This window comes from Priestia sp. VA7 (genome assembly GCF_055710015.1).
Window position 1 is genome coordinate 462,772 of the sequence record NZ_JBVQPN010000004.1, and the last position, 24,848, is coordinate 487,619.

Consider the following 24,848-nt stretch of genomic DNA (forward strand, 5'->3'; position numbering starts at 1 on the left):
AATGTAAATAAGATGCCGATATATAAATGTTTTCTAATTAATCAACTTTCATCGTACAAGAAATGATTATAACGGAATAATGAATGGAACGCAAGACTTTTATTTAAAGTTTTTCTTCTCTAACATCTTGGCGGGGAAGCAGTAACAAAATAAGAAAAGGGCCCGCAACTGGAATGAAACATAAAAGAAGGTAAGGCCGGGATGCTATCCTTTCTTTTGTCATAACGGAGTAAGAAAGCCACGTTAAAACAAAAAAATCAGCGGTCATCACGCTAACAAGCTGTGACTGCATAAAAGCATCTCCATAAGCTTTTATTGAACCTACGGATAGTCCGTATACGTAACCTGCAATCGTGAGCACTAAGCATAGCCCAATCCATAGATGAGAAGAAATGATAGCAATGAAACGTGAAGGAATACGCGAACGTGTTCGAACTTTTTGTCCTTTCCAATGATAATAGAACAAAAGAGAAAAAGCTCCAAGCGCAAATGATAGAAGAGAAAATGGCCATCCAGGCAGCTTGTATGTATCTTTTTTACAGATCATTACCATAAACAATACTGGGAAAAGTCCTAAAAAAGAGAATACCATAACCACGAGCGGATCTACCTGTTGAAAATTTCCGGTGATAAGATTTTTAAACAGCAAATCATTACCGGCGCTTGCTCCCGGAGCTAGCAGCCAGGCGTATAGTACAAGCATAGCCCATACAATGATATACATATTCTCAACTCCTTTTAATTGTTTTAGTGTACAAAAACCATTTCAGTATATTTCCCCGTCTTGTGACGAAGGAAAACGCTTGAAACTCTTCTTTAATTAGGTGTAATATTACACTAAAGAAATGTACGTGTATAGAAAGAAAGGGCTGTGAAAATGAATAAACAAGAAGTAATTAAATCAGTATCGGATAAAATACGATTAATTCGTTTAGAAAGAAACTATTCACAAGACAGAATGGCTGAAGTCATTGGTATTTCCAAAAAAACATTGGTTCAAATTGAAAAAGGGCGCACGGAAGCAGGGTGGACGACCACTGTTGCAGTATGCGGTTTGTTTGGTGACAGTGAAATCCTTCAATCGGTTTTGGGAGACGTTCCTTTAGAAGTAGTAGAAATCATTGCTCATAACGGCGTATCTTCTCCAAAAGATAAAACGCTCGGAGGAAGAGTATGGTGGAAAGAAATTCAAAAAGAAGGCTCTTTTCGTCTGCAGCAAAATATGATTAGTCAGCATTATCGCATTTTAGATGACCAAGACTATCGATGGTTTAGTTCATTTGATAAAAGCGAAGCGGTGAAAAGGTTTGAACAATTAACGAATGAATAAAAAAGAGGCCGAGACGTAACGACATCACTGCATATATGAAACCTACGTTCACTCTATCCATAAAAAAATCCGAACGAATTTGATTCTCTATCAAGAGTCTTGATTCATCGTTCGGATTTTTCTTCCACTGCTATACTTTTGTCTCAGCCTCTACTGATTCATTAAGGTACCTGATGAGGGACGACTGAACCAATTCCATAGCTCTACATCTCCAAGTGACGCATATGTGATCGACGGATCATTTTTTAATTTCAGAAGCTTTTTTGTAGGCCCTGTAATCACAACGCCGTACACACCGACGCCATGTTTTTTTACATAAGAATATCGCTGCTTTAGCAACAGATCAGAATGGTCTAGCTGACGAACTTTTTGGACCGTTTCTTCATTATCGGCTAATAGTTTCATCATATTTAAAACGTTCGACTTGCTAGTAGAGTGGGTTTGATTTCCTTTGTGATCGTAAGGTAAGTCTAAAAACTCTGGAAAGCCAAAGGTTGATGTTAAGTCAATTAATGGCTCATCTTTTGTGCTTGTTTTTTGTTCCTGCCCTGTATTAAGCGCGTACCAAGAGGTAGAAAAATCACGGCTGTCGATGACGTTCATTTTTTGCTGAACTTCTTTTAGCGAATACGTATCATCAAAAGAAATAGCCACTTCGCTCACCGTGCCTTTTGGTAGATTTTCTAACGCTTTCCATGTTTCGTTTGTCCATTGCTTATACTCTTTTGCATGTAGCTTTAGTTTTTTGGGATCAGGATAGACAAAAGAAAGGTTAAGGTCGTATTTGCCGCCGGAGAATTCTTTTTCTACACCGCTTGTTTTATCAAACAGCTGATGAAATGTAAACGTCCCAATGGCCTGCTCTTCACGTCCAATTTGCTTATAAGCTTCCATTTGCGACTGCATGCGGAAAAAGGACTGTGTATCAGAAGTGGTTTCACGTATATGAACGTTCGGAAAAGCAGATTCGATAGCCGCTTGATTCACGCTGTTTATGTATTCGGTTTTTGATTGGTGATAATATACAATAGATAAAAAGCTGCCGATTATCCATAGCAGAACGACAGAGCCAATGACAGTTGTCACATTTGAAAGGCGCTGCTTCCATTTGGCGATATAAATGGACTTTTTAACTTTTTTATTATCCAACATCGTATCGTCACTTAGTGAAGTAGCTGATGAAGTTGGCGGTAACGGTTCATCTTCGGTTAGCAAGTGCTCCAAATGAGCTGAGCATGCTTCGCAATTTTCCGTATGTTCTTCAAGTGCTTCTGCTTCTTTGTCTGTCAAAGTGCCGTTTTTATATTTTTCCCATTGATGCTTCATATCTTGACAGCTCATCCGTCCTCTTCCTTTCTTTTTTTCAATTGTTGACGACCACGATACAAGTCCATTTTCACTTTTGACAGAGTATAGCCAGTCATTTCTGCAATCTCTTCATATGTGAAGCCGTGATAATCTCGTAACAGTACAATATTCTGCTTAGCTGGAGGCAAAGCAGATACATCAGAAAGCCAGCCGTCGATTTCACTTTGAATCATCACTTGTTCTTCAGCACTTGGCTGAGGAGTAAAGTGCCATTCTTCTATTTCGACAGTAGGGCGTTTTTTTTCTTTTCGATACCAGTCAATAAAGGCGTGATAAGCAATTTTGAACAGCCAAGGCTTCACTTCCTCGCCTTTATATGTTTCTAAGTGTAAAAGTGCCCGGTAAAAGGTCTCCTGCATTAAATCTTCCGCTGATTCTTTTCTGCGAGTAAGAGAGAGAAGATAGCGCAGCAAATCATGCATGTGCTGTTTATAAATGTGTTCAAAGTTATGCTGTTGTGCCATTTTCTCCCCCTTTCATTTAATCAACGCAATTTGTGGATAAAAGTTTCGGTTTTTTTATCAAAAATCGTATGTAATAGATAAAAGATGCTTAAAATACGATATATAGCTTATCATATTAAAAAGAAAACCATATGAAATTCGACATAATTCCGTGTGATTTGTCATTTTTTTAAAAAACTAAAGGGTAATTGGTGTTCGAAGGAAACAGAAAATGTTATGATAGAACAAGGATGTGCTCTTACAAAAAACAGCTACATACATAATAAAAAATACAGCGTTTGTTTGCAAAATAAAAATGGACAAACACATGGTGTTTAACCATGGATGTTTGTGGGAAAATAAACTAAGTATTTTCAACAAAAAGTAAATTAAATTGTGTTTTCACTTATAAAAAACACGGTAAATTGGAAAAGGTGGGGTCATGATGGACGTAGAAAATACACAAGGTACAGAAGAACAAGCACCTAAAGTCAAAGCAGCTAAAGTTGGCGATACAATTCAGCCAAAAAAAGGTGACTATAAAGGATTTAAAGGAATTGTTATGGTAGTGCGAGACAATTCGGTTATCGTAGATTTTGGAAAAGATGCTGAAACGGGCGAATCCATGAAAACAGTCGTTAATCATAAAAACTATAAAATCGTAAAAAAGTAGGTGAATAACCTACTTTTTTTTACTGAATATATGTTTAAAGACTGCGGTTTTTCTATCGGAAACCTTAGAGAAAAGCGTAGGTAAGGCAATTCTTTGAGAAGAAGAATGTTTTTTAGTAAACTATAGAAAGTATGCAGAAAGAAAGGATTTTTGTTATGTCAATTCAACTATCACAATTATCATTACCACAAGAGGTTCTTTCGCTTTTAGCGAATCGTAAATATGGAAACTTGTCCGATGCTGATCAGCTATTAATTGGAAAAGGCGGCTATACAGCAGAAGAAGCAGATATTTTAGAAGATGCCATTATTGCCTTGTCACTAGGGAAAAACGTACTTTTAAAAGGACCAACAGGTTCAGGTAAAACAAAGCTTGCTGAAACGCTGTCGCATTTATTTTCTCAGCCGATGCATAGCGTTAACTGCTCGGTTGACTTAGATGCAGAAGCGCTGCTTGGTTTTAAAACAATTGCGGAACAAGAAGGGAAAACAGGTATTGAGTTTGTGGAAGGACCTGTTATTCAGGCAATGAAAAAAGGCCATTTACTATATATTGATGAAATTAACATGGCTAAACCTGAAACACTTCCTATTTTAAACGGGGTTCTTGATTACCGAAAAATGATTACGAACCCATTCACTGGAGATGTAGTACGCGGTCAGCAAACATTCGGCGTAGTAGCGGCTATTAATGAGGGGTATGTTGGTACTGTTCCATTAAACGAAGCGTTAAAAAATCGTTTTGTTGTTATTGAAGTGCCGTATATTCAAGGAGGCAGCTTAAAGCAAGTTCTGATGTCTCAGTCTCAGTTAAAAGACGAAAAATTAATTGATAAATTTGTCACGCTCTCTGCGGATTTAATTACTCAAGTTCAAAGCGGCCATGTATCAGAAGAAGCTGCGTCTATTCGTGCGCTTATCGATACGTGTGATTTAGCTCTTTATATGCCGCCTCTTCGCGCGATTAGACGCGGTATTATTGAAAAGCTAGAAGATGAAAGGGAAAAAGCCGCCATTCAAAATATTGCTGAAACATTATTTGAGTAAGGAGTGGCGCTATGCGATTTATTAAATTTAACGACAAAAATGTAGATTCCTTTCTCTATATGGAGCTGGCAGATTTAACGAAAACATTAACAAAAAATGATGAAATTGAAGTAGAGTATCGAGTTTCTTCTTATTATGATCCTGTACACGGCATTATTTATCTCAGTCACTTTTGGGATAACCGTCCAGAAGAAGACAAAGTGTACGGCTTAAAAAGTGATGTATTTTTAAGAAGTATTGGAAGCTATAAGCATTCAAACTTCAAAGAAATTAATGCATATTTAAAGAAAATAAATAAAACCTCGGTACCTGGCTTAGCTAAGCAGCTGTTTATGCTGTTTGAAGATATTCGTTTAGAAGAAGTATGCAAACGCGAACGTCCTGGAACGAAAAAAGCCTTCGCCGTCAGAAGACAGCTCTACAGAAAATATTTTGCTACACAAATGAGCGCAAATTTAACAAAAAGCGTGTATACGGATGCACTTTTTAACGGCATCTACTTGCTATTGACGGCCGAAAATCCATTTGAAGAAATTCCTTCAATGAGTGAATCGATTAATTTAGCGATGCCTTTTATTCGCAGACAGCTAACAAATGTATATGAAGCTAAAACAACAAAAGATGTATCGCGCATCTGTCTTGAACTTTTAGATGTTTTTGATGATATTATTGAAAAAGATATGCTTAATACTTATTTCTTCTTGGCTGAACTCCAGTATGATCAGTTAGAAGAAGGGTTAACATTTGAAGATTTAAAGCGCAAAGATTCATTAGTGAACGATGATATTTTAGAACATGAAAAAGACGGAGATGAAGACATTCACGAAGAGAAAATGGAAATGTGGCATCGAGAGACAAGCGAAGCGACGCAAAGTTTTCTACAGTTTGATATGGATCAAGGCTCAAAAACAGACATGCTAGGCGATGGTGTTCGTGAAGGCGACGATGGAGATCAAGCAATGGGCATGGTGCAAGGGTCTTCTCAAAAAACATCGCGGAACGATTATTCTCAAATCGAAGCCATGGAGCAAACGCATCCGGAAAAAGATGGGGAAGCGGATTATGAGTATGGGAAAGAAAATAAGCATGCCTATGCTGTTTTTATAGATTCTAAACTTCCGAACGACGATCACGTTGTTCAGTATGATGAGAATAAAAAAATTATTGCATCGTATCAAAAAAAATTAAAGCAAATGATTGAAAAAACGCTTGAACATAAAAAAACGCTTCCTAGAAGCGAGCTGCACTTTGGCCGATTAAATAAAAAGCTTCTAAAACTATGGACAGACGACAATCCTCGTTTGTTTTATAAAAAAGATGAAGATTCTGCGCAAATTGATGCTGTCTTTTCTCTTTTAGTTGACTGTTCCGCATCAATGTACGACAAAATGGATGAAACGAAGCTTGGGATTACGCTATTTCATGAAGCGTTAAAGTCTGTTATGGTGCCTCATCAAATTGTAGGATTTTGGGAAGATACAAATGATGCCACCGAAACGAGCCAGCCTAACTACCTGCAGACAGTTATGGACTTTCAAGCATCGTTAAAGCGTAAAAGCGGTCCTGAAATTATGCAGCTTGAGCCTGAAGAAGACAACCGTGATGGATTTGCCATTCGCCATATGACACGCCGCTTGCTTCAGCGTTCTGAACAGCAGAAGTTTTTACTTGTGTTTTCAGACGGTGAACCAGCCGCTATGGGATATGAACAAAATGGTATTGTAGATACGCACGAAGCGGTATTAGAAGCACGCAAGCACGGAATTGAAGTCATCAACGTCTTTTTATCCAACGGGGAAATTGATGAAGGACAAAAGAAAACCATTCAAAATATGTACGGGAAATATAGTATTCTAGTACCAAACATCGAAGAACTTCCCGATGTGCTATTTCCTTTACTCAAGAAATTACTTCATAAAAGCATTTAAAAAAGTCGAAGCATATTGCTTCGACTTTTTTTGCTATTGACCGTTAAAGAAGAGCGAGGTAAGTTAAATATATATGAAAAAGAGAGAAGGAATGGCAAGTGGAAGGAGTTCAAACGTCATCTAGAAGAGCATGGGGGCTGCTGCTTGTAATCATTGGTGCCACAATGTGGGGAGTATCTGGCACGGTGGCTCAATATTTATTTCAGCATAAAAGTTTTAACGCAGAGTGGCTGGTCGTCGTTCGTATGTTAGTATCCGGATTGCTGCTTTTGGCAATAGCCTCTAAGCAGCGCAATATTTTTGCAATTTGGAAAACAAAAGAAGAGAGGACTTCGCTGCTTTTGTTTGGTGTAATCGGTATGCTCGGCGTGCAGTATACGTATTTTGCAGCTATTGAAGCAGGAAACGCTGCTACAGCTACAGTGCTTCAATATACGTCGCCAATATTTATTATTGGCTATTTAGCCCTGCAAGCAAGAAAGTGGCCGGTGAAAGTAGAAATGATTTCTGTTGTGCTCGTCATAACAGGGACCTTTTTTCTTGCAACAAGCGGGAATTTTAACGAGCTGTCTATTACAGGATGGGCGTTGTTTTGGGGAATTGGGGCAGCTGTGACGTCTGCTTTTTATACGCTTCAGCCTAAGCGTCTTCTTGCGAAATGGAGCTCAATTGAAGTAGTAGGCTGGGGAATGGTGATAGGCGGCGCAAGTTTTTCATTTATTCACCCGCCGTGGCATATAGCAGGTGAGTGGTCGCTATTGTCGCTGTGTGCGGTGTTATTTGTAATCATCTTCGGAACGCTCATTGCATTTTATTGCTATTTGGAAAGCTTGAAGCATATTAGCGCTTCTGAAGCCATTGTTCTTGCGTCAGCGGAACCTTTATCAGCAGCGGCGCTCTCTGTTCTATGGCTTCATGTGACCTTTGGATGGACGGAGTGGTTAGGTACGATTCTTATTATCGCTACGGTATTTTTACTTTCTCAGCGAAAGCCAGAGGTGACATCATAAGTAAAAAGGACTTTCAAATGAAAGTCCTTCTTGTTTTTATAGAGGTTTTAGCGTAAACGTGTTTGTATACGAGCGGTTAGCATATAGTGTGTAATCAGGATGTGTTTTAGCTTGCCAGCTATCGTCTCCGCCAACGCCCATTTGCTTGTAGTTAACCCGCACGGTTACTGAATCGCTTGCCGGCAATTTGTAAAAATGATCGTAAGCCTCCAGTTCAAAAGGTGAGTAAGGTAAAGCGTTCAGCTCGACTGTTGGCAAACCTTTTATCAAAAAGCCGCGCCCTTGATCGTTTGTAATAGTGGCCCATCGAACGTCCGTTTTATTTCCGCATTCTTGAGGGCGTAAATACGGTGTAACTTGCTCTTTTACACTGCCTTTATGAAGGGCCAGCTTAGCGCCAGTTTTACGGTCCCAATAATTTTCATGAGGTCCTCTTCCGTACCACGTTAAAGAATCAAAAGCCGCATTCATCGTAAACAGCATGCCGATTTCAGGAATTTCAGGCATTGGCTCAGAAGGTGCTAAAGATTGTTCAATCTTCATTTTACCATCGTTATATAGCGTATACGTTACATAGCAAGAAGCAAGAGAGTTATCTAAAGCTAGTTCAACCGAAATGATAACAAAGTCAACTTGCGGCTGAACGGTTACTTTTTTTACGTGCTGTTCTAAACTTGCTTGACGCCACGTTTGACATCTTTCATGCAGTTTATTTCCGAGGTCATTATCGGTTACTGCACGCCAGAAATTCGGACGGAAACCCGACGCAAGCAGCTCGGTGCGCTCATAGTTGTAAGAAATAAACTGGCCTTTTCGCTTATCAAAAATAGCCGTGAAGTTAGTTCCTGTAACCGTAAGCGTTTGTTCATTTTGGTTAACGGTTAAAGCAGGATGAGCAGCTTTTACTGAAGGCATAGCGGCTTTGGCAGGCAGCACAAACTGTTCGTACGCCACTTCATATCCAGCTGAAGCCCAGGCTGTATCTTTGGACAATCTGAGAGAAAGAGTTAAAACAAATTCGTCAGCTTCATTTTCTTGCTCATAAAGAGGATAAGAAAACGTCAGTTCGTCTGTACCATCAGGAGCTACATTTAAAAGAGACGCATGCTTTTCAACTAGTTCACCATTTTTTTCAACAGTCCAAACAAAATCATAGGCGTTCAAGTTTGTAAACAAGTGTTTGTTTTGAACGGCAAACTTTCCTTTTGCAGCGTCGACTGCTGTCCACTTTACGGGCTGATAGCATTTTTTTACTTCTGCAATTTTGGGGCTAGCGGTCCCATCAGCAAAGATTAAACCGTTTCCGCAGAAGTTACCATCGTTAGGAGTATCACCAAAATCTCCCCCGTAAGCTAAGTAAGAAGTACCGTCTTCTGCTGTTGCTTGAAGAGCTTGATCTTTCCAGTCCCATATAAAACCGCCTTGCAAGATCGGATATTGATCGAACAGCTCCCAGTATTTGTACAGATTTCCGCATGAATTACCCATTGCATGACTGTATTCACATAAGATGTAAGGTTTTTTCGGATTCATTAATGCATAGCGCTCTACATCTGCTGGCTTAACGTACATCGTGCTTTCTATATCTGAAGCATCATAGTCGCGATGATGGAAGATTCCTTCATAATGAACAAGTCTCGTGGAATCTTTTTCTTTAAAAAAGGTATACATATGCTGAAAGTTTTCTCCGCCAAATGATTCGTTTCCAAGCGACCAAATAATGATAGAAGGGTGGTTTTTGTCACGTTCGTACATGGAACGACAGCGATCTAATACGTTTTCTTTCCATTCTGGCTTGCTTCCTGGAACGGCTTTTTGCTCACCTTCTTGTAAATAAGTCCACGTTCCGTGCGTTTCTAAATTGGTTTCATCAATAACGTAGAGTCCGTATTCATTACATAGTTCATACCATACTGAATCGTTAGGATAATGGGATGTACGCACCGCGTTAATATTATGCTGCTTCATCAGCAAAATATCGTGAATCATGTCTTCGCGCGTGATGCCTGCCCGGCCCTTTACTGAATCAAATTCGTGGCGATTCACTCCTCGAAGTACAATACGCTTGCCGTTGATTGTCATGAGGCCATTTTTTAGTTCAAACGTACGGAAGCCAACTTTACAGCTTTCTGTTTCAATAATAGAACCCGCAGCATTCTTTAAGCTGAGTACAAGGGTATACAAATTAGGACTTTCTGCGCTCCATTTTGCAGGGCTTTTAATGTGTGTACGCAAGGAGACTGTACGTTGATCGCTCACACTTAAATTTGTTTGCAGCGGAGCTTGTAGTACTTCTTGGCCATTCGCGTCATACAGCATGACTTCAAATGTTAGATCTTGAGTATCGTGCTCAAAGTAATTTAAAATATCAGCTGAAACGCTAAGTTCACCATCTTCGTAGTTGTTATCAAGCGACGAACGAACGCTAAAGTCATAGATGTGAACCTGTGGAGTAGAGTAAAGATACACATCTCGGAAGATGCCGCTCATTCGCCAAAAATCTTGGTCTTCAAGCCAGCTTGCATCACTCCAGCGATATACTTCTACTGCTATCGTATTTTCACCTTCTTGAAGGTAAGAAGTTATATCAAATTCAGCTGGAGTAAAGCTGTCTTCGCTGTATCCAACAAACTCACCGTTAATCCATACGTAAAAAGCAGATTCGACGCCTTGGAAGCTGATGTACACGGGCTGATCTTTCCATTCTGATTTAGGTGTAAAAGTACGGACGTACTGACCGACAGGGTTATATTTAGTCGGTGCAAAAGGAGGTTCGAGGTTTTCGTTTTCAACCCAAGGGTATGTCACGTTTGTATATTGAGGATAATCATATCCTTGCAGCTGCCAGTGTGAAGGAACTGAAATAGAGTCCCATTTCTTATATGAAAATTCAGGAGCGAAAAAGTTTTTGACGCGGCCATCTGCATTTTCAGCAAAATGAAAGTACCAGCTTCCATTTAAGCTTTGGTAGTAAACAGAAGATTTTCTATCATTTTTTAAGGCCTCTTCGACCGTTTGATAAGGCATTAGTAAAGCGTGTGCTTTCGAACGGTTCAATTGAAAAATTTCAGGGTTGTTATTCCATTCAGGATATCCGTTTGCAGGTGCTGTATAATGAAATTTCTTGCCGGTTTTTAACATGTTGATCCCTCATTTCTAAATTACTAGGTTATTAGTTTATATGAAAATGATAGCGTTTTCTGAAAACCTTATCAATCTAATTATTTTCATGATAATATAACTATATTCACATAGAAAGGGGGAAGTAATATGGACCGTATGTACTTTCCGGCTCTTTCAGATGAAGATATGAAACTGCCATTTTATGTTACAAGCGCTGGAAGCTGGAGACATCAAACGCATATTAACCGTCAGGGAGAGTTTCCTGATTATCAATGGATTCAATGTATAAAAGGAAGAGGCGAGCTTCATGTAAATGACGAGGTTTATATTATAAAAGAAAATGAAGGGATGTTTCTGACGCCGCACGTTCCGCACGAATACTATCCCGTTACGAGCGAATGGCAAGTATGCTGGGTTTCTTTTAACGGAAGTGTGATTGATGATATTATGCTTTCTCTTCAATTTATTAATTCGGGAAAAATCGTCCTTACAAATGCTGAAAGTCTTTACAGGATGCTTCAAGAACTAATGAATCGTTTAGAAGAAAATCATACCTCTAGCACCATGCAGTGCTCTGAACTACTATACAGCGTCATTTTAAAACTTCGCCAAGACAGCGTATATATAGAAAGCAAAAGTCGCCTGCAGCAAATTACTCAGCTAAACCCAGTCCTTCGTTATATCGAGGAATATTATCATCAGCCGTTAACGCTAGAAGTACTGGCGCAGCAGCTCAGCGTAACGGAGCAGTATACGTGTTTGCTTTTTCAACAATCTCTTGGCATCCGGCCATTTGAATACGTAACGCGCGTGCGGATTCAAAAAGCAAAGAAACTGCTGCTTAAAAACAACCAAATCTCTGTACAAGATGTAGCAAGACAAGTAGGGTATGAACATCCAAGCTACTTTATCAAGCGTTTCAAAGAACAGGAAAACGTTACGCCAACTATTTTTCGAAAAATGTATTTTTCATAAGCTACATATATCGGGTTTTATCTAGGTCATAAGACACGATGTATATGCTAGTTATTTCGTATGAGTTTTAAAAAAGAAATTAAATGTAGTTTTAAGTGAAAACGGGGAGGAAAAGTAGAGAGGAGAAACAAAAAGGAGGGATAAAGGTGTTTGGGTTAAATGATCTTCCAAAATTTGTGTGGTCATTCTGTCTTGTATTGCCACTTGTATCATTTGTTCATCAGCTGGGGCATTCCGTCATGGCAATTATTTTCGGAGGGAAGGTCGATTTTACTATTGGGCGGGGGAAAACGATTCTTAAAATGGGGAAGTTTAAAATTAAGTCAGTCTATTTTTTAGACTCGTTTTGTAAATATGAAAATCTTAAGAATGACAGTCGCATTTCTCATGCAGTGGTGTATGCTGGTGGTGTACTGTTTAATTTGCTTACTATTTTTATAATAAATGGATTAATTATGGCTAATATTCTGCCTGAAGATATATTTTGCTATCAATTTGTTTATTTTTCAGTCTATTATGTTATTTTCTCACTGCTGCCAATTCAATATACAGAGACAACTGCAAGTGATGGACGTGCTATATATAACGTATTACGGTACGGGAAAACGTGTGATCCAGATTAAAGGGCTGTGTGTAGCAGCCTTTTTTGGTGCGTTTTTTCCCGGTCATTTAAATAAAAAAAGGAAAACTTTACGAAAAGAAAATAGTAGCGGATAATAAAGATAGTAGATGTTGGAATGTAAGAAAGGAGAGGATTCATACGATTATTGAGACAGAACGAATGACGCTGCGAGCCATGGCCGAAAGCGATGCAGGAAATTTACTGAAAATCTTTGAGGATGCTGAAGCAATGAAGTATTATTCTTCTACTAAAAGCGAACAAGACACACGTCGCTGGATTCAATGGATGAAGCAGCATTATCAAACGTACGGCATTAGCATGTGGATCGCTGAGGATAAGCAGAAAGGAGAGTTTCTTGGGCAGTGTGGCATGGTTCTTCAAAAAGTAGACGGAAAGGTAGATCCAGAACTTGGTTATTTATTCTTACGCAGCCGCTGGGGCAAAGGCTATGCGAGTGAAGCAGCAAAAGCTTGCTTAGATTATGGACTTCATACGCTGAAATTTCAGAAGATTATATCATTAATAGATCCTGACAATTTCCCATCGATTAAACTGGCTGAAAGAATTGGCATGAAAAAAGAAAAGCAAGTTAACAAATGGGATAAATCGTTATTCTTTTATAGTATATATAATGAAAAATGAGAGTATAGGAGTGTTAGCATGATCAAAATTAAGAACGTTTCGGTAAAACGAGCAGAAAAAGAAATTTTAAAAAACGTGTCGTGGTTAGTGGAAAAAGGGGAACATTGGTGTTTGCTTGGGTTAAATGGTTCCGGAAAAACGACGCTTTTAAATATAATCAACGGATATATCTGGCCTACAAAAGGTCAAGTAGAAGTTCTTTCAAGGAAATTTGGAGAAACAAATCTGTCTGAGCTCAGAAAAGAAATTGGATGGGTAAGCTCTTCGCTTCAACAGCGGTTTCGAGATGACGATACGGTTGTAGAAATGATTTTAAGCGGAAAATTTGCATCTATTGGTTTATATGAACAAGTGGAGCAAAAAGATATGAACCAAGCCATAGAATTAATGCAGCTGCTAAATTGCGCAGATTTACAAAATCAGGCGTACGGAACACTTTCTCAAGGAGAGCGCCAGCGAGTGCTAATTGCCCGAGCTCTTATGGCTTCACCAAAGCTTTTAATACTTGATGAGCCATGTACAGGTCTAGATATAATGGCCCGCGAACAGCTTCTTCAGCTGATTGCAAAAATGGCAGAGCAGCCAAAAGCGCCTACGCTTATTTATGTTACTCACCATGTAGAAGAAATTTTGCCTTGCTTTACCCATACGCTTTGTATGCGCCAAGGAGAAGTGTTTTCTTCTGGGAAAACGAAAGACCAGCTCACTGAGCCGCATCTTTCTAAATTTTTTAATCACTCCGTAGAGATTCAGCAGCAGAAGGAACGCACTTGGCTGTCATTAAAAGAACCGGTACCGGTAAAAAGCTGATCTAACGTCGAGAAACCTTCTTGCATACCATGGGAAAAAGGGCGCTGCTTGCAATGGAAACAAGCTCATTGTGAAGATAATGTTTACATGCTACATAAATAGTGGTGCCGCAAATAATATCAATTAGTAAAAAAGCAGCAATGTCATGTTTATCAATGGTTACAAATACAAAAGAAGAGGAATCATAAGCTGTCATCGTTGGCTCCTTTGGTCATATCGTTATGTTACTTTATTCACAAAAGGCTTGGGCTATACGAACTTTTAAAGAAGTACGATGATGACAGCTGGTTCTCTCCTCTAAAGCTGATAATACTCTTGTTCGAGTATACTCATGATAAGATCTGTCTGAAATGCTTCTTCAATAAAAGCACCTTCACGCTCTATTCCTTCTTTTACAAAACCGCATTTTTCATAACAAGCAATGGCTCTATGGTTGTATTCGAGCACTCGTAAATCGACTCTGTGCAAGTGAAGGTGTTCAAATGCGTACGCAAGTACCAATTTTGTAACTTCAGTGCCTAGCCCTTGATTCCAAACGGAAGAATCAAATAAACCAATTGCATACCGTGCGCGCCGGTCGTACTCGTTAACGGTCAGCCGGGCCTCTCCAACAAAACGCTGCTGATATTCAATGCACCAATTCAGCTTTTGAGACTTTATGTACTCGACGTGCCGCTTGGCATCTTGTAATGTAAGAGGTTTTAAGTTTCGGGTATCGCCTCCGTACATGCGAATAAGTTCTTTTGTTTGTTTGCATGCTAGATAGTCATTTACATCGCTGTCCTTTGGTTTTCTTAGTATCACGTTTTTTCCTTTTAAAAGTGGTGAAACATTATTCATTTGATGCATCCTTTCTTTTCTAACATTTAAAAAGGTATTCCACTTGTTTCTTAAAAAACCTGCTTTTACGTATAAAAAGAAATTGAGACACAACTACGTCCATCGAATCTCAAGACAAACAAATGGGATCAATGTGCTAGTGTGGAGTGCTTGTTACACCGCGGTTGATTTCCGTGCAAGACTTGCCTTCCCATTAACTGCTCTACATATATGGAGCAAGCCTACGTTCATCCTGCAAATAAAAAAATCCGAACGAGTTGGATTCTCAAGCAAGAATCTCAATTCATCGTTCGGATCTTCCTTCAGCTAAACTCCTTTTGTCCCAGCCTTTTTACGAAGAATGTTTTTTTGCGTAGTGGGCAAGTGCAAGAAGAGGAAAAATATCATTGTAGCTGTGGTACTGAATATAAAATTGTCCAGGAAGACCAATTCCCGTGGGGTAATGAGTTTGCTGCTCTGTAAGATTTGGATTTAGTAAAAATTTAATTCCTTTTTCAACGGATTGATCTTTTAACGGACATATTGTCATTAAAGCATCAAGAGCCCAAGCCGTTTGAGAGGGGGTGCTAAACGATAGTGGCACATATTTTTTTAAAGAAGCGCTATAGCATGATTCTCCGAATCCACCGTCTTCTTGTTGAATGCTTTTGAGCCAGTTGATAGCTTTGATGATACGCGGATCAGAAGCAGAAACCCCTACAGCACGGAGTCCTGTAATAGCGGCCCACGTTCCGTAAATATAGCAAACTCCCCACCGGCCGTACCAGCTCCCGTTATCCAATTGATGATCAAACAGCCATTTTACTGCAGCTTTAATCGAAGGGTGGGATTTATTCATACCAGCAAAGTTTCCGAGACACTCAAGCACTCGACCGGTTAAATCGGCAGTAGCCGGATCCGTCGCTGCATCTTTTGCATTTTCAAGCGGCAGATAAGTAAATAAAATAGAGTCGGTATTTTTTTCAAATGCAGCAAAACCCCCATCTTTGTTTTGCATGGACAGCAGCCAGTTAATCCCTCTTTGCCAAGACTCCAAATAATCTGTATCGGTTTGCGCTCTTCTAGAAAGAGCTCTGATAGCAGCAGACGTATCGTCTAAGTCAGGGTTATTTGTATTAATATCGGAAAACCCCCAGCCTCCAGGTGCTGTATTTGGGTTATGAAACTGCCAATCTCCAAGCTTTGTATGCTGTCTTTTCTTTAAGTAGCGAGTTGTGCCTTTAATCAAGGGATCTTGCTGCGGTACACCTGCTTCCTGTAAAGCGTAAGAGAGCAGCGCGGTATCCCAAACGGTTGACGTGGAGTTTTCTACGTGCACGTGGCCGCTGCATGTACTAAGTAGTGAACAAATCCCGTCAATTGCTTTTTGGATCACAAATGAATCTTTTTTATAGCCAAGAGCCAAAAGACCGTAAATCATAAAAAAAGTAGAGGTGGCGTAGCTGTAGAGTGTTCCATCTTTTTCAATTCTTTCTAGCATGTAACGCTCGGCTGCTTGATAACCAAGTTTGTGGATGTAAGAAGGTAAAGAAGCCAGCTGTTTTAAATGGTCGACTAAAAAAATTGAAGCGCGTGATTCTTGAGTAGTTTCCTCCGATTCCTGTTTCTGTTCTCTTACATCTAAATGAGAAAGAGAAGGTGTATGCCTAGAAGTAAGTGAAAATTTTTTGTTTCCTGCTACCATCATCGGAACGAAGTGAATTCTGGCATAAGTGCTTAATTCATAAAAGTTAAGCGGTACATAAGTAGGCACGAGCAAAAGAGAAAGCGGGAGGTAAAATAGCTTTGGCCACTCGTATAGACCGTTAACAGAAAGCATCCATCTTGTGAGAAAATGAGCGCGCGAAATGCCTCCTGAATCTATAATATATCTTTCTGCTTTTCGCAAAATCCGGTCGTTTTTTTGGTAATATCCTGAATATAAAAGAGCTGTATAAGCTTGAATAGTGGCAGATAAGTTATGTTCTTCATCATCAAACAACGTCCAAAGACCATCTTCATTTTGAAGGGAAACGATCCGTTCGGTTAATTGTTTAATCAACACTTCTTTATCTAAATCAAAGGTGCGAAGAAGCATAATTAAAAACGCATCAGGCATAACGCCTGTTTCAAAACAGTAGCGAAATGACCCGTCATTTTTTTGTGTTGGGCGCAGATAGGCGATTCTTCGCTGAATCTCTAGCTGAACTTCCTTTAGCAATATGATCACCTCTTATGATAATGCTTTTCAATCTTTCGACCTGTTTCTTTATAACTGTATTCAAAGGAAGAGAGTTCTATGAGAGGAGAAAGTTGCAAAGAATAGAGCGCTTGCTGCACAATAAAGGTACTGGAAAATTGGAGTGATAGAAGTGAAAGAAATACAGGTAGAAGTTATTCAAGGGCGGGGCTCTTACCGAGAGCTTGGTGAAATGCAAGGGAAATTACATAAAGGGACAAAGCTGTTTGAAAATCATCAAAAAAGAAGAAAACGTTCATTACGAAGCTATCAAACGATAGTAAAAGAAGCTCGTCATTATTACGACTTATTTGCTCGGGGACTGTGGGATGAGCTAGTGGGCTTAGCAGAAGGCTTAGATTGGCCTCTTGAAGACGTTATTCATGAGTACAGCGGGTATCAGCAAGAGTGGAAAAAAACGGGATGTTCGGCTCTTATGCAGCACGGCGTGTATGTACGAAACTATGATTATCATCCTAAAACGTACGAAGGTCGATTTTTGCTTTTTCAGCCAAATGAAGGATATGCAAGCGTCGGATTTGGAACAAGAATGATTGGGCGAATGGATGGAATGAATGAAAAAGGACTGGCAATTGGCTATCATTTTGTTAATCGCCGCCGTCAAACAAACGGATTTATTTGCTGTACGCTCGCTCGGTTTATTTTAGAAACATGTGAAACGACAGAAGAGGCTGTTGCTATTTTAGAAAGAGCACCGCATCGTCATGCGTTTAATTATTCCATTTATGACCGCAGTGGACAGGGAGCAGTAGTCGAAGCATCTGGACGAGGCGTTCATGTACAAAGAGGGACGATGATGGGGTGTACGAACCATTTTAATCAGCTGGTCGAAGAAAATCGTCATCATTTGGTAGAGTCAAAGAAAAGGCTCGATCATATTCGAGATCATATTGAAAAAAAGCTATCGCCTCTTGAAGCTTTTTCTTTATTTAATGAAGATGAATACGGTATTTTTAAAGAAGATTACCGGAATTCTGCTGGAACGCTTCATACAGTAGCATATGTACCGGAGACGCTGCAAGTCATTGTGGGGATTGGACGAAAAGCAAAGCCTCTCATTTTCTCGTTTGAAGATTGGGTGAAAGGAGAACAATTAACTATAACGAAAATAAAAGGAACGGTAAATACAGATGAACCATTTCCGTTTCAGTAAGGAGCAGCATAATGAGAATTGTAACGAATCAAGAGATGTATCAAGTGGATGATTATGTGATGAATACAATTGGGATGAGTGAAGAGTCCCTTATGGAAAATGCCGGGCAGGCTGCTGCCAACGCGCTGAGTGAGCGAATCAAAAAACATGAAAACATAGGGCTGCTTATAGGAACGGGAAACAATGGAGGAGACGGCTTTGTTATTGCCCGTGCTTTGAAGTCAAAAGGCTATGAAGTTGACGTGTGGGTAGTTCCTGCACGGGAAAAAATAAAAGGCGCGGCTAAAAAAGCCATGATCATCTATGAAAATGCTGGGTTCACGTGGCAATCGGCTGGAGACAACTTCTCTGTGAAAAAGTATACGGTTCTTATTGATTGTTTATTAGGTATAGGCGTAAAAGGCAGCATCAAATCTCCTTACGATGACATTATAAAAAAAATAAACGATTCTAATGCTTACATATACAGCATCGATGTCCCAAGTGGAGTAATGGAACAGAAGCAAGAGCTTACGGTACGTGCAGATGCTACGATTACGCTTCAGCAGCCGAAAGTCACAGCATTTACATACCCGAGCAAAGAAAGTTACGGTGAATTGATTGTAGTAGATATCGGTATTCCGCCGCTAGCAATTGAAAAAAGCTCATCTCTTAAAGAGATATGGTCAGCTCAGCATATTAAACAATCTTTTCCCATTCGAAACGCTTCGTCTAATAAAGGTACACATGGAAAAGGAATCGTAATAGGAGGTTCACTTCAAACACCCGGAGCGCCGATGCTAACGTCAAAAGCAGCGCTCACAAGTGGAGCAGGACTTTTAACGCTTGCGCTTCCGAGCGATATTCATGCGATTGCAGCTGCTCACATGCTGGAAGTGATGTACAAGCCATGTCCAAGCAAAGATGGATTTTTTGCAGGCGAGATTCCTTTAGAAGAAGGGAAGTATGATGCAATTGCAGTGGGACCGGGGCTTGGGAGAACGAAAGAAACGAAGAAAGTTGTCGAGCAAGTGCTTCAACAGCCGGTTTCTGTTGTAATCGACGCAGATGCTCTTTTTCATCTGCCAGATTTGATGAAAGAAGTAAAAGAAAGAGAACACGCAACGATTTTAACACCTCATCCGGGAGAAATGGCTAGACTCGTGGATACATCAATCTCAGAAGTAGAAGAGAATCGATTTTTAATATCTAGACAATACGCAGTAGAAAATGGTGTGTACCTTGTATTAAAAGGTCCAAACACGATTGTTACAACACCTGACGGAAAACAATATGTAAATACCACTGGAAACGCAGGACTTGCGAAAGGCGGAACGGGTGATACGTTAACAGGGATCATCCTCGCTTTTATCATGCAGCATGATTCTCTGCAAGAAGCAATAAGCAATGCGGTATATGTTCATGGAAAAGCAGCGGATATGCTGCTCGATCAGGGGCATACAATGATAGATATGTTAGCAAGCGACGTTATTTCTGCACTTCCGGCAGTCTGCGGCCAGCTGAATGAGAAGTAATTTCTTCTGGATTATTAAAATTTGTTGACAAAATCCTTCAAAAAGTTGTCAAAACTCTGTGTAAATGATAACGTTATTTTACGTAAGATTTTACATAGAAAGAAAGTGATGTTGTGTACTACTCAATGAGACCAAGAGGCATTCATTTAGCCGTGCCTACACTTTTCTTCCTTATTACAGTCGTGTTATTTGCGATGATGCAGTTTGGTTTTTATTTGGATTCCAGCATTCTTCGTAAAATTTGGGTCATCATTATGGCTTTATTGCCCATTGCTGGACTAATCACGGCTATTAAAGGTAGAAGAGGAAGCGCAAAGCCGTGGTTAATTATAGGGAACGTGATTCTTATTTTAACCGTTACAATAATGAGCGTACAGGCTATTATTTATTAAACAAAAAAACGTGTTCGCCAAACAGGCGGACACGTTTTTATTAAGAAAGAGAAACGATTTGCTTTGTTACATAGGCAGCTTCTCCTGCGATTACCACACCATACGTATTCTCTTTTTTTGTGATTTCTACATGAACGAAGCCATCTCTATCTATTTCCTGCCCTTGTTCAATCACAAATTGCCAGCGGTCGGTTTTTTGTTGATCCACATATCTCGCATAATAGGCGCCCATTACGCCAGAAGCTGTTCCCGTTACAGCATCTTCTACCGTACCCGAAAATGGTGAAGAGAAATGTCTTCCGTGCATATGAGCTTCTGGATGGATCGTGTCAAAACAAAAGGGATGAATAGATGCTTTTGGCATATCAGTTAAAATATGAGGGAAATCTTCTTGATTAGGCTTCATCTTTTTACAGGCATCTAAATTTTTTAAAGGTACAAGAAGCGTCCAGTTTCCTGTGCTTCCATATACAATAGGAAGTGTTTGATCAAGGTCATCAATATGAAGATTAAGAGCTTTTGCCAGTTTTTCTTTTGAACCTGAAAACGGATGAAACTGTGGAGAAGCTTGACTCATGGTGATAACAGGCTGTCCGTTTCTGCTCTGTACCGTCATCGGCAAAATTCCAGCATTTGTTTCCACTGTAAATGTAGTTTTGGGAAGTTTATTTTTACTATGTAAAGCATAAAGAGAAGCGACGGTCGCATGGCCGCACAAATCTGCTTCTTGTCCGGGCGTAAAGTAACGAATTCGTAAATCAGCGCGGAAAGACTTCATGATAAAAGCCGTCTCGTTAAACTGTGCTTGATAAGCAATCTTCTGCATTTCTTCAGCTGAAAAATCATCTCCGTTAAACACAATTCCTGCAGGATTTCCTTTATTAGGGAGCGTGCTAAACGCGTCGTATTGATATACAGTCGCTTCTTTCATAGAAATTACCTCCATTTTTATATCATTGTATGAAAGCTTTACCCAGTGTGTTATTAAATGATCGCCTATTAAAATAGGGAAGTACGTGAACGTTATTTAGAATAAAAAAACAGTAGTTTTTACCTGCTGCTTTTCACTTCGCAAAACTATTCTTGCATCGCGGCATTTATTCCTTCTTTTCTAATTTCTAGCATATGAGTAGCTTTTTTATCAATATCTTTAGCTGTATCGGAAGAAATGACGCCTACGCTGCTTAAGTCATAGGCAAGACTTGTAACAAGCAGCTGCTCTCTTTGTGCTAGTGTGCCGTATGTAAGTGCAGCGGTTTTAGCTTGAATGCCACTCATATTTAATTCGTCAGTAGAAGAAGCTGCTTCTTTTTTTGCAGCTATTGCTTCTTGATAAAGAGAATCATATCCTCCAAACCCTACTTGGGCAATTAGAAAGTTATAAATGTCATCGGCCGATTTTTTAGAAGGCTGAGAAAAAGCTCTTTGAAATTTATTGCGCGGTAGAAAGTTTAGTGCCGCCTGTCTTCCATCTTCATAAATTTTTTCTTGTATTTCTTTAGTAGCTTTTTCGTCGTTTTTTTTCTGTGCTGCATCTAGCTGTTTGCGATATTTTTGAATAATGACCCCGTCCTGCTGATTGTTCCCCTCTTTGAAAGTAGCTGCGGCTTGTGGAACATCTGACGTTGCTAGCGTCTCAGCGGCGTTCTCTGAAGAAGAAAAGAACGTATTTTTAACAAAAATAAGTGCAAAGATCAACAAGATAAACCATAAAAATCTGAATTTCTTAAACAAAATGTTCACCTCTGTATAATACTTCTAAATTATGTAAAACAACATGGACCAGTATACAAAAATTTTAGTGTTTTTTACACATTTACCCAAAAATAAGAAAATAGTAAGAGGTGGTTTTATTAATCTAATAGATATATAGGTTCATTGTTATAGTTCTAAAGAAACCATTGATCTATTTGTACTGATTTACATAATCAAATATGTTTTTGCTAATAAGGCTTAAAGTGACAAGGATAAAAAGCGTTCGGACGTACGTCACGCCTTTTGATAGGGCGACATTTGACCCGACAAAAGAACCCGCGATCATCGCAACCCCCATAATTAATCCGTAAGAAAATACAACAGAATCGAAATATAAAAACACAAGCAAAGCACCTAAGTTACTGCCGAAATTTAAAAATTTTGCGCTGCCTGCTGACTGCAGGAAATCAAATCCCATAAATAAAAAAGCAAATAAAATAAATGAACCTGTGCCTGCTCCTAAAAATCCATCGTAAAAGCCAATAATAAAAATAAGTGCGGTAAAGAAAATAAGTTTCTTAATAGACAGCGGCTTATACGTAGACGTGGTGCCCCAGTTTTTTTTGAAGATTGTATAAATAGCAACTAAAACAAGGAGAATCAAAATAACAGGTTTCAAAAAAGCAGAGGATAGAAAATGAACGGTGATTGAACCACCTAAAGAACCAATAAATACAAAAGGAAACCATTTACCTACGACGCGAAAGTCGACTTTTCCGGATTTTACAAATCGAATGGTACTCGTTAATACGCCCATCGTTCCGGCTAATTTATTTGTAGCTAAGGCAGCAGCGGGAGGCAGGCCTAAAAATAAAAGAGCAGGCGTTGAAATTAAACCGCCTCCGCCAACTACAGAGTCAATGAATGCGGCTAAAAAACCAAATAGTAAAAGCAAAAGAACAATCTGTAAACTTAATTCTTCCATAAAGCACCTTCCTCATGTCATAATATATAGTGACTACTTAAATAGTAACTATATAAAAAGCAGTTGTAAATATGTAAATGATAAAAATTTCAAATAACTTAAAAAACAGGGAGGTTTCCTTTATGGAAAATATTATTCAGCAGCTGCAGTCGCTTGGATTTAATCAGTATGAATCAAAAGTATACGTGACGCTTGTCAAAAAAGGATCTTCCACTGCTTATAGCATTAGTAAACATTCAGGTGTGCCAAGGGCGCGTGTATACGATATTTTACAAACACTAGAGGAAAAAGGCATGGTGTTAAAAGAAGAGAGTAATGATGGCACCCAGTACACGTCGTTGCCCGTCGATGCTTTTTTGCATTCGCTGCAAAAAAAATGGAACGAAACGTATGAAGGCGTTAGCGAAACGCTTAAACGTCTTGAAGCTGCAGAGTCTATAGAAGAAAGCCGGGTTATGACGATGAAAGGAGAAAGAGCCATTCTTGCTTTTTGTGAGTCGCTATTGTTAAAAGCAAAAAATAAAATTGTCATCTCGCTTTGGCCTGATATTTATAATGAGTTGAAGCCTCTTTTATTACAGCTAAGGGAGAGCGTCACACTAAAAGGAATTGTGTTTGAACAAGATGAAGCGATGGAGGAATTTGACCGGCACCGCCATACAAGCTATACCGAAAACATTGGGAATCAAAACTGGTTTATTATATCTGTTGACAGCAGTGAAATGATTTATGGTCATAAAGAAATGGCGTACTATACAAATAACGCAGTCAACATTAATTTACTTGAAAATTATATTTGGCATGATATTCTCGTTAACAGACTTGTAGAAAAAAGTGATAGAGAAATGGACAGGTGGATCGAAAAGGAAAGAGAAAGTTTTTTTGCGTAGAAAAGAGACTTAGACATAACGAAATCACTTCCATCGAAAGACGAACAAACGGGATAAATGATCTAGTATGAATGGGTTGTTACATCGCAGTTAATTTCCGTGCAAGGCTTCGCTTTCCGCGGTCGGCCGATGAGCCTCCTCGTCGCTTACGCGCCTGTGGGGTCTCATCTGTTCCGCTTTTCCCGCAGGAGTCTTCGCCTTGCCCTCCAATTAACTACTGGAAGCAGCCACCATGAATGAAAGCTACGTTCGTCCTACCAACAGAAAAATCCGAACAAAGTTGATGCTCCATTAAGAGTCTCGAGTCCTCGTTCGGATCTTCCTTCAATTAAAATATTTTTGTTACAGCCTCTTTATATTAAAAAGTTTGGGCAAGTTTTTTTGCTTCTGCTATTCCTTTTTCTTTAATTTCTTGGGCTTTATCTGGCATTGCGTTATGCCCTTCCACAAAAATGCCGTCTAACGAAGGTACTCCGAAGAAATTCATCATAATCCCAATATAACGATGCCCCATTTCCATATCAGCTGCAGGCCCTTCAGAATAAATGCCTCCGCGCGCTTGAATATGAAGCGCTTTTTTATCCGTTAATAGCCCAACCGGACCCTCTGCCGTGTATTTAAATGACTTACCCGCTACGGCTACAGAGTCTAAATAGGCTTTCATAACCGGTGGAAACGAAAAGTTCCACATAGGCGTTACAAAAACATATTTGTCCGCTGATACAAACTGTTCGCTCAATTCTGCAAGGCGATTGACCTTCTCCTGTTCATGAGAAGAAAGTTCAGAGCCAGACTGAAGTTTGCCCCAGCCGCTAAATACATCCGCATCAATATGAGGGATATTTTCTTTATAAAGGTCAATATGTACAACTTCGTCACTTGAATTGTGCTCTTTGTAAGCATCGATAAATGCTTTTCCAGTTGCCATACTGAATGATTGAGACTCATCGTGAGGATGAGCTGTAATATAAAGTACTTTTGCCACGTCTTATCATCTCTTTCTTGTTTGGAATAATGTACTGTCTTATCGTTATCACTCCTATAAAAAACTATACGCGCTTTGTCAGGAAAGCTAAAAAAGAACGCAAGAAAGGGATGTCTATATAGAAAATAATGGTATAATAAATGTTTGAATATTTACATAACAAGTATGTTTAATAGAAGTGAATA

Annotated in this window: 24 protein-coding genes; 13 read left to right on the forward strand and 11 right to left on the reverse strand. The window is 39.3% G+C overall.

The window, feature by feature from the left end; translation table 11 throughout:
* Positions 1 to 103 precede the first annotated feature (103 nt).
* Positions 104 to 724 (reverse strand): hypothetical protein, encoded by a 621-nt coding sequence (locus AC0C45_RS20190; protein WP_095379599.1) that lies wholly within the window; start codon positions 722 to 724, stop codon positions 104 to 106.
* Between the two features lie 153 nt (positions 725 to 877).
* On the opposite strand from AC0C45_RS20190, the gene AC0C45_RS20195 reads away from it, so the two are divergent.
* Positions 878 to 1,330, forward strand: coding sequence for a helix-turn-helix transcriptional regulator (locus tag AC0C45_RS20195; RefSeq protein ID WP_028408681.1), 453 nt, complete (start codon positions 878 to 880; stop codon positions 1,328 to 1,330).
* Positions 1,331 to 1,480: 150 nt separating this feature from the next.
* Here AC0C45_RS20195 and AC0C45_RS20200 read toward each other — a convergent pair whose 3' ends face one another.
* Both AC0C45_RS20200 and AC0C45_RS20205 read right to left on the reverse strand, forming a co-directional pair.
* The gene (locus AC0C45_RS20200) at positions 1,481 to 2,671 is read right to left on the reverse strand and encodes an anti-sigma factor (RefSeq protein WP_257063559.1); all 1,191 of its coding nucleotides are present in this window, start codon (positions 2,669 to 2,671) and stop codon (positions 1,481 to 1,483) included.
* Positions 2,668 to 3,162 (reverse strand): RNA polymerase sigma factor, encoded by a 495-nt coding sequence (locus AC0C45_RS20205; protein WP_016763958.1) that lies wholly within the window; start codon positions 3,160 to 3,162, stop codon positions 2,668 to 2,670. The genes AC0C45_RS20200 and AC0C45_RS20205 overlap by 4 nt, the downstream gene beginning before the upstream one ends.
* Positions 3,163 to 3,583: 421 nt before the next feature.
* Here AC0C45_RS20205 and AC0C45_RS20210 point away from each other — a divergent pair, with 421 nt between their 5' ends.
* The 4 genes from AC0C45_RS20210 (at position 3,584) to AC0C45_RS20225 (ending at position 7,798) form a co-directional block, all read left to right on the forward strand.
* On the forward strand, positions 3,584 to 3,814 hold the full coding sequence (locus AC0C45_RS20210; protein WP_013056869.1) for a YkvS family protein: 231 nt from the start codon (positions 3,584 to 3,586) through the stop codon (positions 3,812 to 3,814).
* Positions 3,815 to 3,945: 131 nt separating this feature from the next.
* Positions 3,946 to 4,860 carry an AAA family ATPase gene (locus AC0C45_RS20215; protein WP_016763959.1) on the forward strand — a complete coding sequence of 305 codons (915 nt, stop codon included), beginning with the start codon at positions 3,946 to 3,948 and terminating at the stop codon, positions 4,858 to 4,860.
* Positions 4,861 to 4,871: 11 nt separating this feature from the next.
* A complete protein-coding gene (locus AC0C45_RS20220; protein ID WP_034652515.1) occupies positions 4,872 to 6,788 on the forward strand; it encodes a vWA domain-containing protein in 1,917 nt (638 codons plus the stop codon).
* 98 nt (positions 6,789 to 6,886) lie between these two features.
* The gene (locus tag AC0C45_RS20225; RefSeq protein ID WP_016763961.1) at positions 6,887 to 7,798 is read left to right on the forward strand and encodes an EamA family transporter; all 912 of its coding nucleotides are present in this window, start codon (positions 6,887 to 6,889) and stop codon (positions 7,796 to 7,798) included.
* 36 nt (positions 7,799 to 7,834) lie between these two features.
* On the opposite strand, the gene lacZ is transcribed toward AC0C45_RS20225, so the two are convergent.
* Positions 7,835 to 10,939, reverse strand: a complete 3,105-nt coding sequence (gene lacZ, locus AC0C45_RS20230) for a beta-galactosidase, LacZ type (RefSeq protein ID WP_257063554.1) — start codon at positions 10,937 to 10,939, stop codon at positions 7,835 to 7,837.
* A gap of 129 nt (positions 10,940 to 11,068) precedes the next feature.
* Here lacZ and AC0C45_RS20235 point away from each other — a divergent pair, with 129 nt between their 5' ends.
* The 4 genes from AC0C45_RS20235 (at position 11,069) to AC0C45_RS20250 (ending at position 13,970) form a co-directional block, all read left to right on the forward strand.
* Positions 11,069 to 11,896: an AraC family transcriptional regulator gene (locus AC0C45_RS20235; RefSeq protein ID WP_047931622.1), complete on the forward strand. Its 828-nt coding sequence runs from the start codon at positions 11,069 to 11,071 to the stop codon at positions 11,894 to 11,896.
* 146 nt (positions 11,897 to 12,042) lie between these two features.
* Positions 12,043 to 12,519, forward strand: coding sequence for a site-2 protease family protein (locus AC0C45_RS20240; protein ID WP_013082995.1), 477 nt, complete (start codon positions 12,043 to 12,045; stop codon positions 12,517 to 12,519).
* 158 nt (positions 12,520 to 12,677) lie between these two features.
* A complete protein-coding gene (locus AC0C45_RS20245; protein WP_034652506.1) occupies positions 12,678 to 13,160 on the forward strand; it encodes a GNAT family N-acetyltransferase in 483 nt (160 codons plus the stop codon).
* An 18-nt stretch (positions 13,161 to 13,178) separates the two neighbouring features.
* On the forward strand, positions 13,179 to 13,970 hold the full coding sequence (locus AC0C45_RS20250; RefSeq protein WP_016763966.1) for an ABC transporter ATP-binding protein: 792 nt from the start codon (positions 13,179 to 13,181) through the stop codon (positions 13,968 to 13,970).
* Position 13,971: 1 nt separating this feature from the next.
* Here the strand turns inward: AC0C45_RS20250 and AC0C45_RS20255 are convergent, their stop codons facing one another.
* The 3 genes from AC0C45_RS20255 to AC0C45_RS20265 form a co-directional block, all read right to left on the reverse strand.
* A complete protein-coding gene (locus AC0C45_RS20255; protein WP_034652505.1) occupies positions 13,972 to 14,166 on the reverse strand; it encodes a hypothetical protein in 195 nt (64 codons plus the stop codon).
* A gap of 101 nt (positions 14,167 to 14,267) precedes the next feature.
* Positions 14,268 to 14,810, reverse strand: coding sequence for a GNAT family N-acetyltransferase (locus AC0C45_RS20260; RefSeq protein ID WP_016763968.1), 543 nt, complete (start codon positions 14,808 to 14,810; stop codon positions 14,268 to 14,270).
* Positions 14,811 to 15,141: 331 nt separating this feature from the next.
* Positions 15,142 to 17,019: a terpene cyclase/mutase family protein gene (locus AC0C45_RS20265; protein WP_237893952.1), complete on the reverse strand. Its 1,878-nt coding sequence runs from the start codon at positions 17,017 to 17,019 to the stop codon at positions 15,142 to 15,144.
* A gap of 142 nt (positions 17,020 to 17,161) precedes the next feature.
* Here AC0C45_RS20265 and AC0C45_RS20270 point away from each other — a divergent pair, with 142 nt between their 5' ends.
* The 3 genes from AC0C45_RS20270 to AC0C45_RS20280 all read left to right on the forward strand — a co-directional run bounded on the left by AC0C45_RS20270 (position 17,162) and on the right by AC0C45_RS20280 (position 20,108).
* Complete coding sequence (locus tag AC0C45_RS20270) at positions 17,162 to 18,202, forward strand: C45 family autoproteolytic acyltransferase/hydolase (RefSeq protein ID WP_237893953.1); 1,041 nt, start codon at positions 17,162 to 17,164, stop codon at positions 18,200 to 18,202.
* 11 nt (positions 18,203 to 18,213) lie between these two features.
* A complete protein-coding gene (locus AC0C45_RS20275) occupies positions 18,214 to 19,716 on the forward strand; it encodes an NAD(P)H-hydrate dehydratase (protein ID WP_237893954.1) in 1,503 nt (500 codons plus the stop codon).
* A 113-nt stretch (positions 19,717 to 19,829) separates the two neighbouring features.
* Positions 19,830 to 20,108, forward strand: a complete 279-nt coding sequence (locus tag AC0C45_RS20280; protein WP_223260155.1) for a hypothetical protein — start codon at positions 19,830 to 19,832, stop codon at positions 20,106 to 20,108.
* A gap of 40 nt (positions 20,109 to 20,148) precedes the next feature.
* On the opposite strand, the gene AC0C45_RS20285 is transcribed toward AC0C45_RS20280, so the two are convergent.
* From AC0C45_RS20285 to AC0C45_RS20295, 3 genes are all read right to left on the reverse strand, one after another.
* Positions 20,149 to 21,039, reverse strand: coding sequence for a PhzF family phenazine biosynthesis isomerase (locus AC0C45_RS20285; protein ID WP_034652494.1), 891 nt, complete (start codon positions 21,037 to 21,039; stop codon positions 20,149 to 20,151).
* A gap of 146 nt (positions 21,040 to 21,185) precedes the next feature.
* A complete protein-coding gene (locus AC0C45_RS20290) occupies positions 21,186 to 21,851 on the reverse strand; it encodes a hypothetical protein (protein WP_237893955.1) in 666 nt (221 codons plus the stop codon).
* 163 nt (positions 21,852 to 22,014) lie between these two features.
* The gene (locus AC0C45_RS20295; protein WP_013083007.1) at positions 22,015 to 22,788 is read right to left on the reverse strand and encodes a sulfite exporter TauE/SafE family protein; all 774 of its coding nucleotides are present in this window, start codon (positions 22,786 to 22,788) and stop codon (positions 22,015 to 22,017) included.
* Between the two features lie 122 nt (positions 22,789 to 22,910).
* On the opposite strand from AC0C45_RS20295, the gene AC0C45_RS20300 reads away from it, so the two are divergent.
* Positions 22,911 to 23,678, forward strand: a complete 768-nt coding sequence (locus tag AC0C45_RS20300; protein ID WP_013083008.1) for a TrmB family transcriptional regulator — start codon at positions 22,911 to 22,913, stop codon at positions 23,676 to 23,678.
* 358 nt (positions 23,679 to 24,036) lie between these two features.
* Here AC0C45_RS20300 and AC0C45_RS20305 read toward each other — a convergent pair whose 3' ends face one another.
* Entirely contained in the window at positions 24,037 to 24,663 is a 627-nt protein-coding gene (locus AC0C45_RS20305; protein WP_013083009.1) for an FMN-dependent NADH-azoreductase, read from the reverse strand.
* Positions 24,664 to 24,848: the final 185 nt, after the last annotated feature.

What these genes read in the sequence shown, in the direction of transcription:
- AC0C45_RS20190 (WP_095379599.1), bottom strand. Translation starts at nt 724, where the DNA reads ATGTATATCATTGTATGGGCTATGCTTGTACTATACGCCTGGCTGCTA.
- AC0C45_RS20195 (WP_028408681.1), top strand. Translation starts at nt 878, where the DNA reads ATGAATAAACAAGAAGTAATTAAATCAGTATCGGATAAAATACGATTA.
- AC0C45_RS20200 (WP_257063559.1), bottom strand. Translation starts at nt 2,671, where the DNA reads ATGAGCTGTCAAGATATGAAGCATCAATGGGAAAAATATAAAAACGGC.
- AC0C45_RS20205 (WP_016763958.1), bottom strand. Translation starts at nt 3,162, where the DNA reads ATGGCACAACAGCATAACTTTGAACACATTTATAAACAGCACATGCAT.
- AC0C45_RS20210 (WP_013056869.1), top strand. Translation starts at nt 3,584, where the DNA reads ATGATGGACGTAGAAAATACACAAGGTACAGAAGAACAAGCACCTAAA.
- AC0C45_RS20215 (WP_016763959.1), top strand. Translation starts at nt 3,946, where the DNA reads ATGCAGAAAGAAAGGATTTTTGTTATGTCAATTCAACTATCACAATTA.
- AC0C45_RS20220 (WP_034652515.1), top strand. Translation starts at nt 4,872, where the DNA reads ATGCGATTTATTAAATTTAACGACAAAAATGTAGATTCCTTTCTCTAT.
- lacZ (WP_257063554.1), bottom strand. Translation starts at nt 10,939, where the DNA reads ATGTTAAAAACCGGCAAGAAATTTCATTATACAGCACCTGCAAACGGA.
- AC0C45_RS20235 (WP_047931622.1), top strand. Translation starts at nt 11,069, where the DNA reads ATGGACCGTATGTACTTTCCGGCTCTTTCAGATGAAGATATGAAACTG.
- AC0C45_RS20245 (WP_034652506.1), top strand. Translation starts at nt 12,678, where the DNA reads ATGACGCTGCGAGCCATGGCCGAAAGCGATGCAGGAAATTTACTGAAA.
- AC0C45_RS20250 (WP_016763966.1), top strand. Translation starts at nt 13,179, where the DNA reads ATGATCAAAATTAAGAACGTTTCGGTAAAACGAGCAGAAAAAGAAATT.
- AC0C45_RS20255 (WP_034652505.1), bottom strand. Translation starts at nt 14,166, where the DNA reads ATGACAGCTTATGATTCCTCTTCTTTTGTATTTGTAACCATTGATAAA.
- AC0C45_RS20260 (WP_016763968.1), bottom strand. Translation starts at nt 14,810, where the DNA reads ATGAATAATGTTTCACCACTTTTAAAAGGAAAAAACGTGATACTAAGA.
- AC0C45_RS20275 (WP_237893954.1), top strand. Translation starts at nt 18,214, where the DNA reads ATGAGAATTGTAACGAATCAAGAGATGTATCAAGTGGATGATTATGTG.
- AC0C45_RS20285 (WP_034652494.1), bottom strand. Translation starts at nt 21,039, where the DNA reads ATGAAAGAAGCGACTGTATATCAATACGACGCGTTTAGCACGCTCCCT.
- AC0C45_RS20295 (WP_013083007.1), bottom strand. Translation starts at nt 22,788, where the DNA reads ATGGAAGAATTAAGTTTACAGATTGTTCTTTTGCTTTTACTATTTGGT.
- AC0C45_RS20300 (WP_013083008.1), top strand. Translation starts at nt 22,911, where the DNA reads ATGGAAAATATTATTCAGCAGCTGCAGTCGCTTGGATTTAATCAGTAT.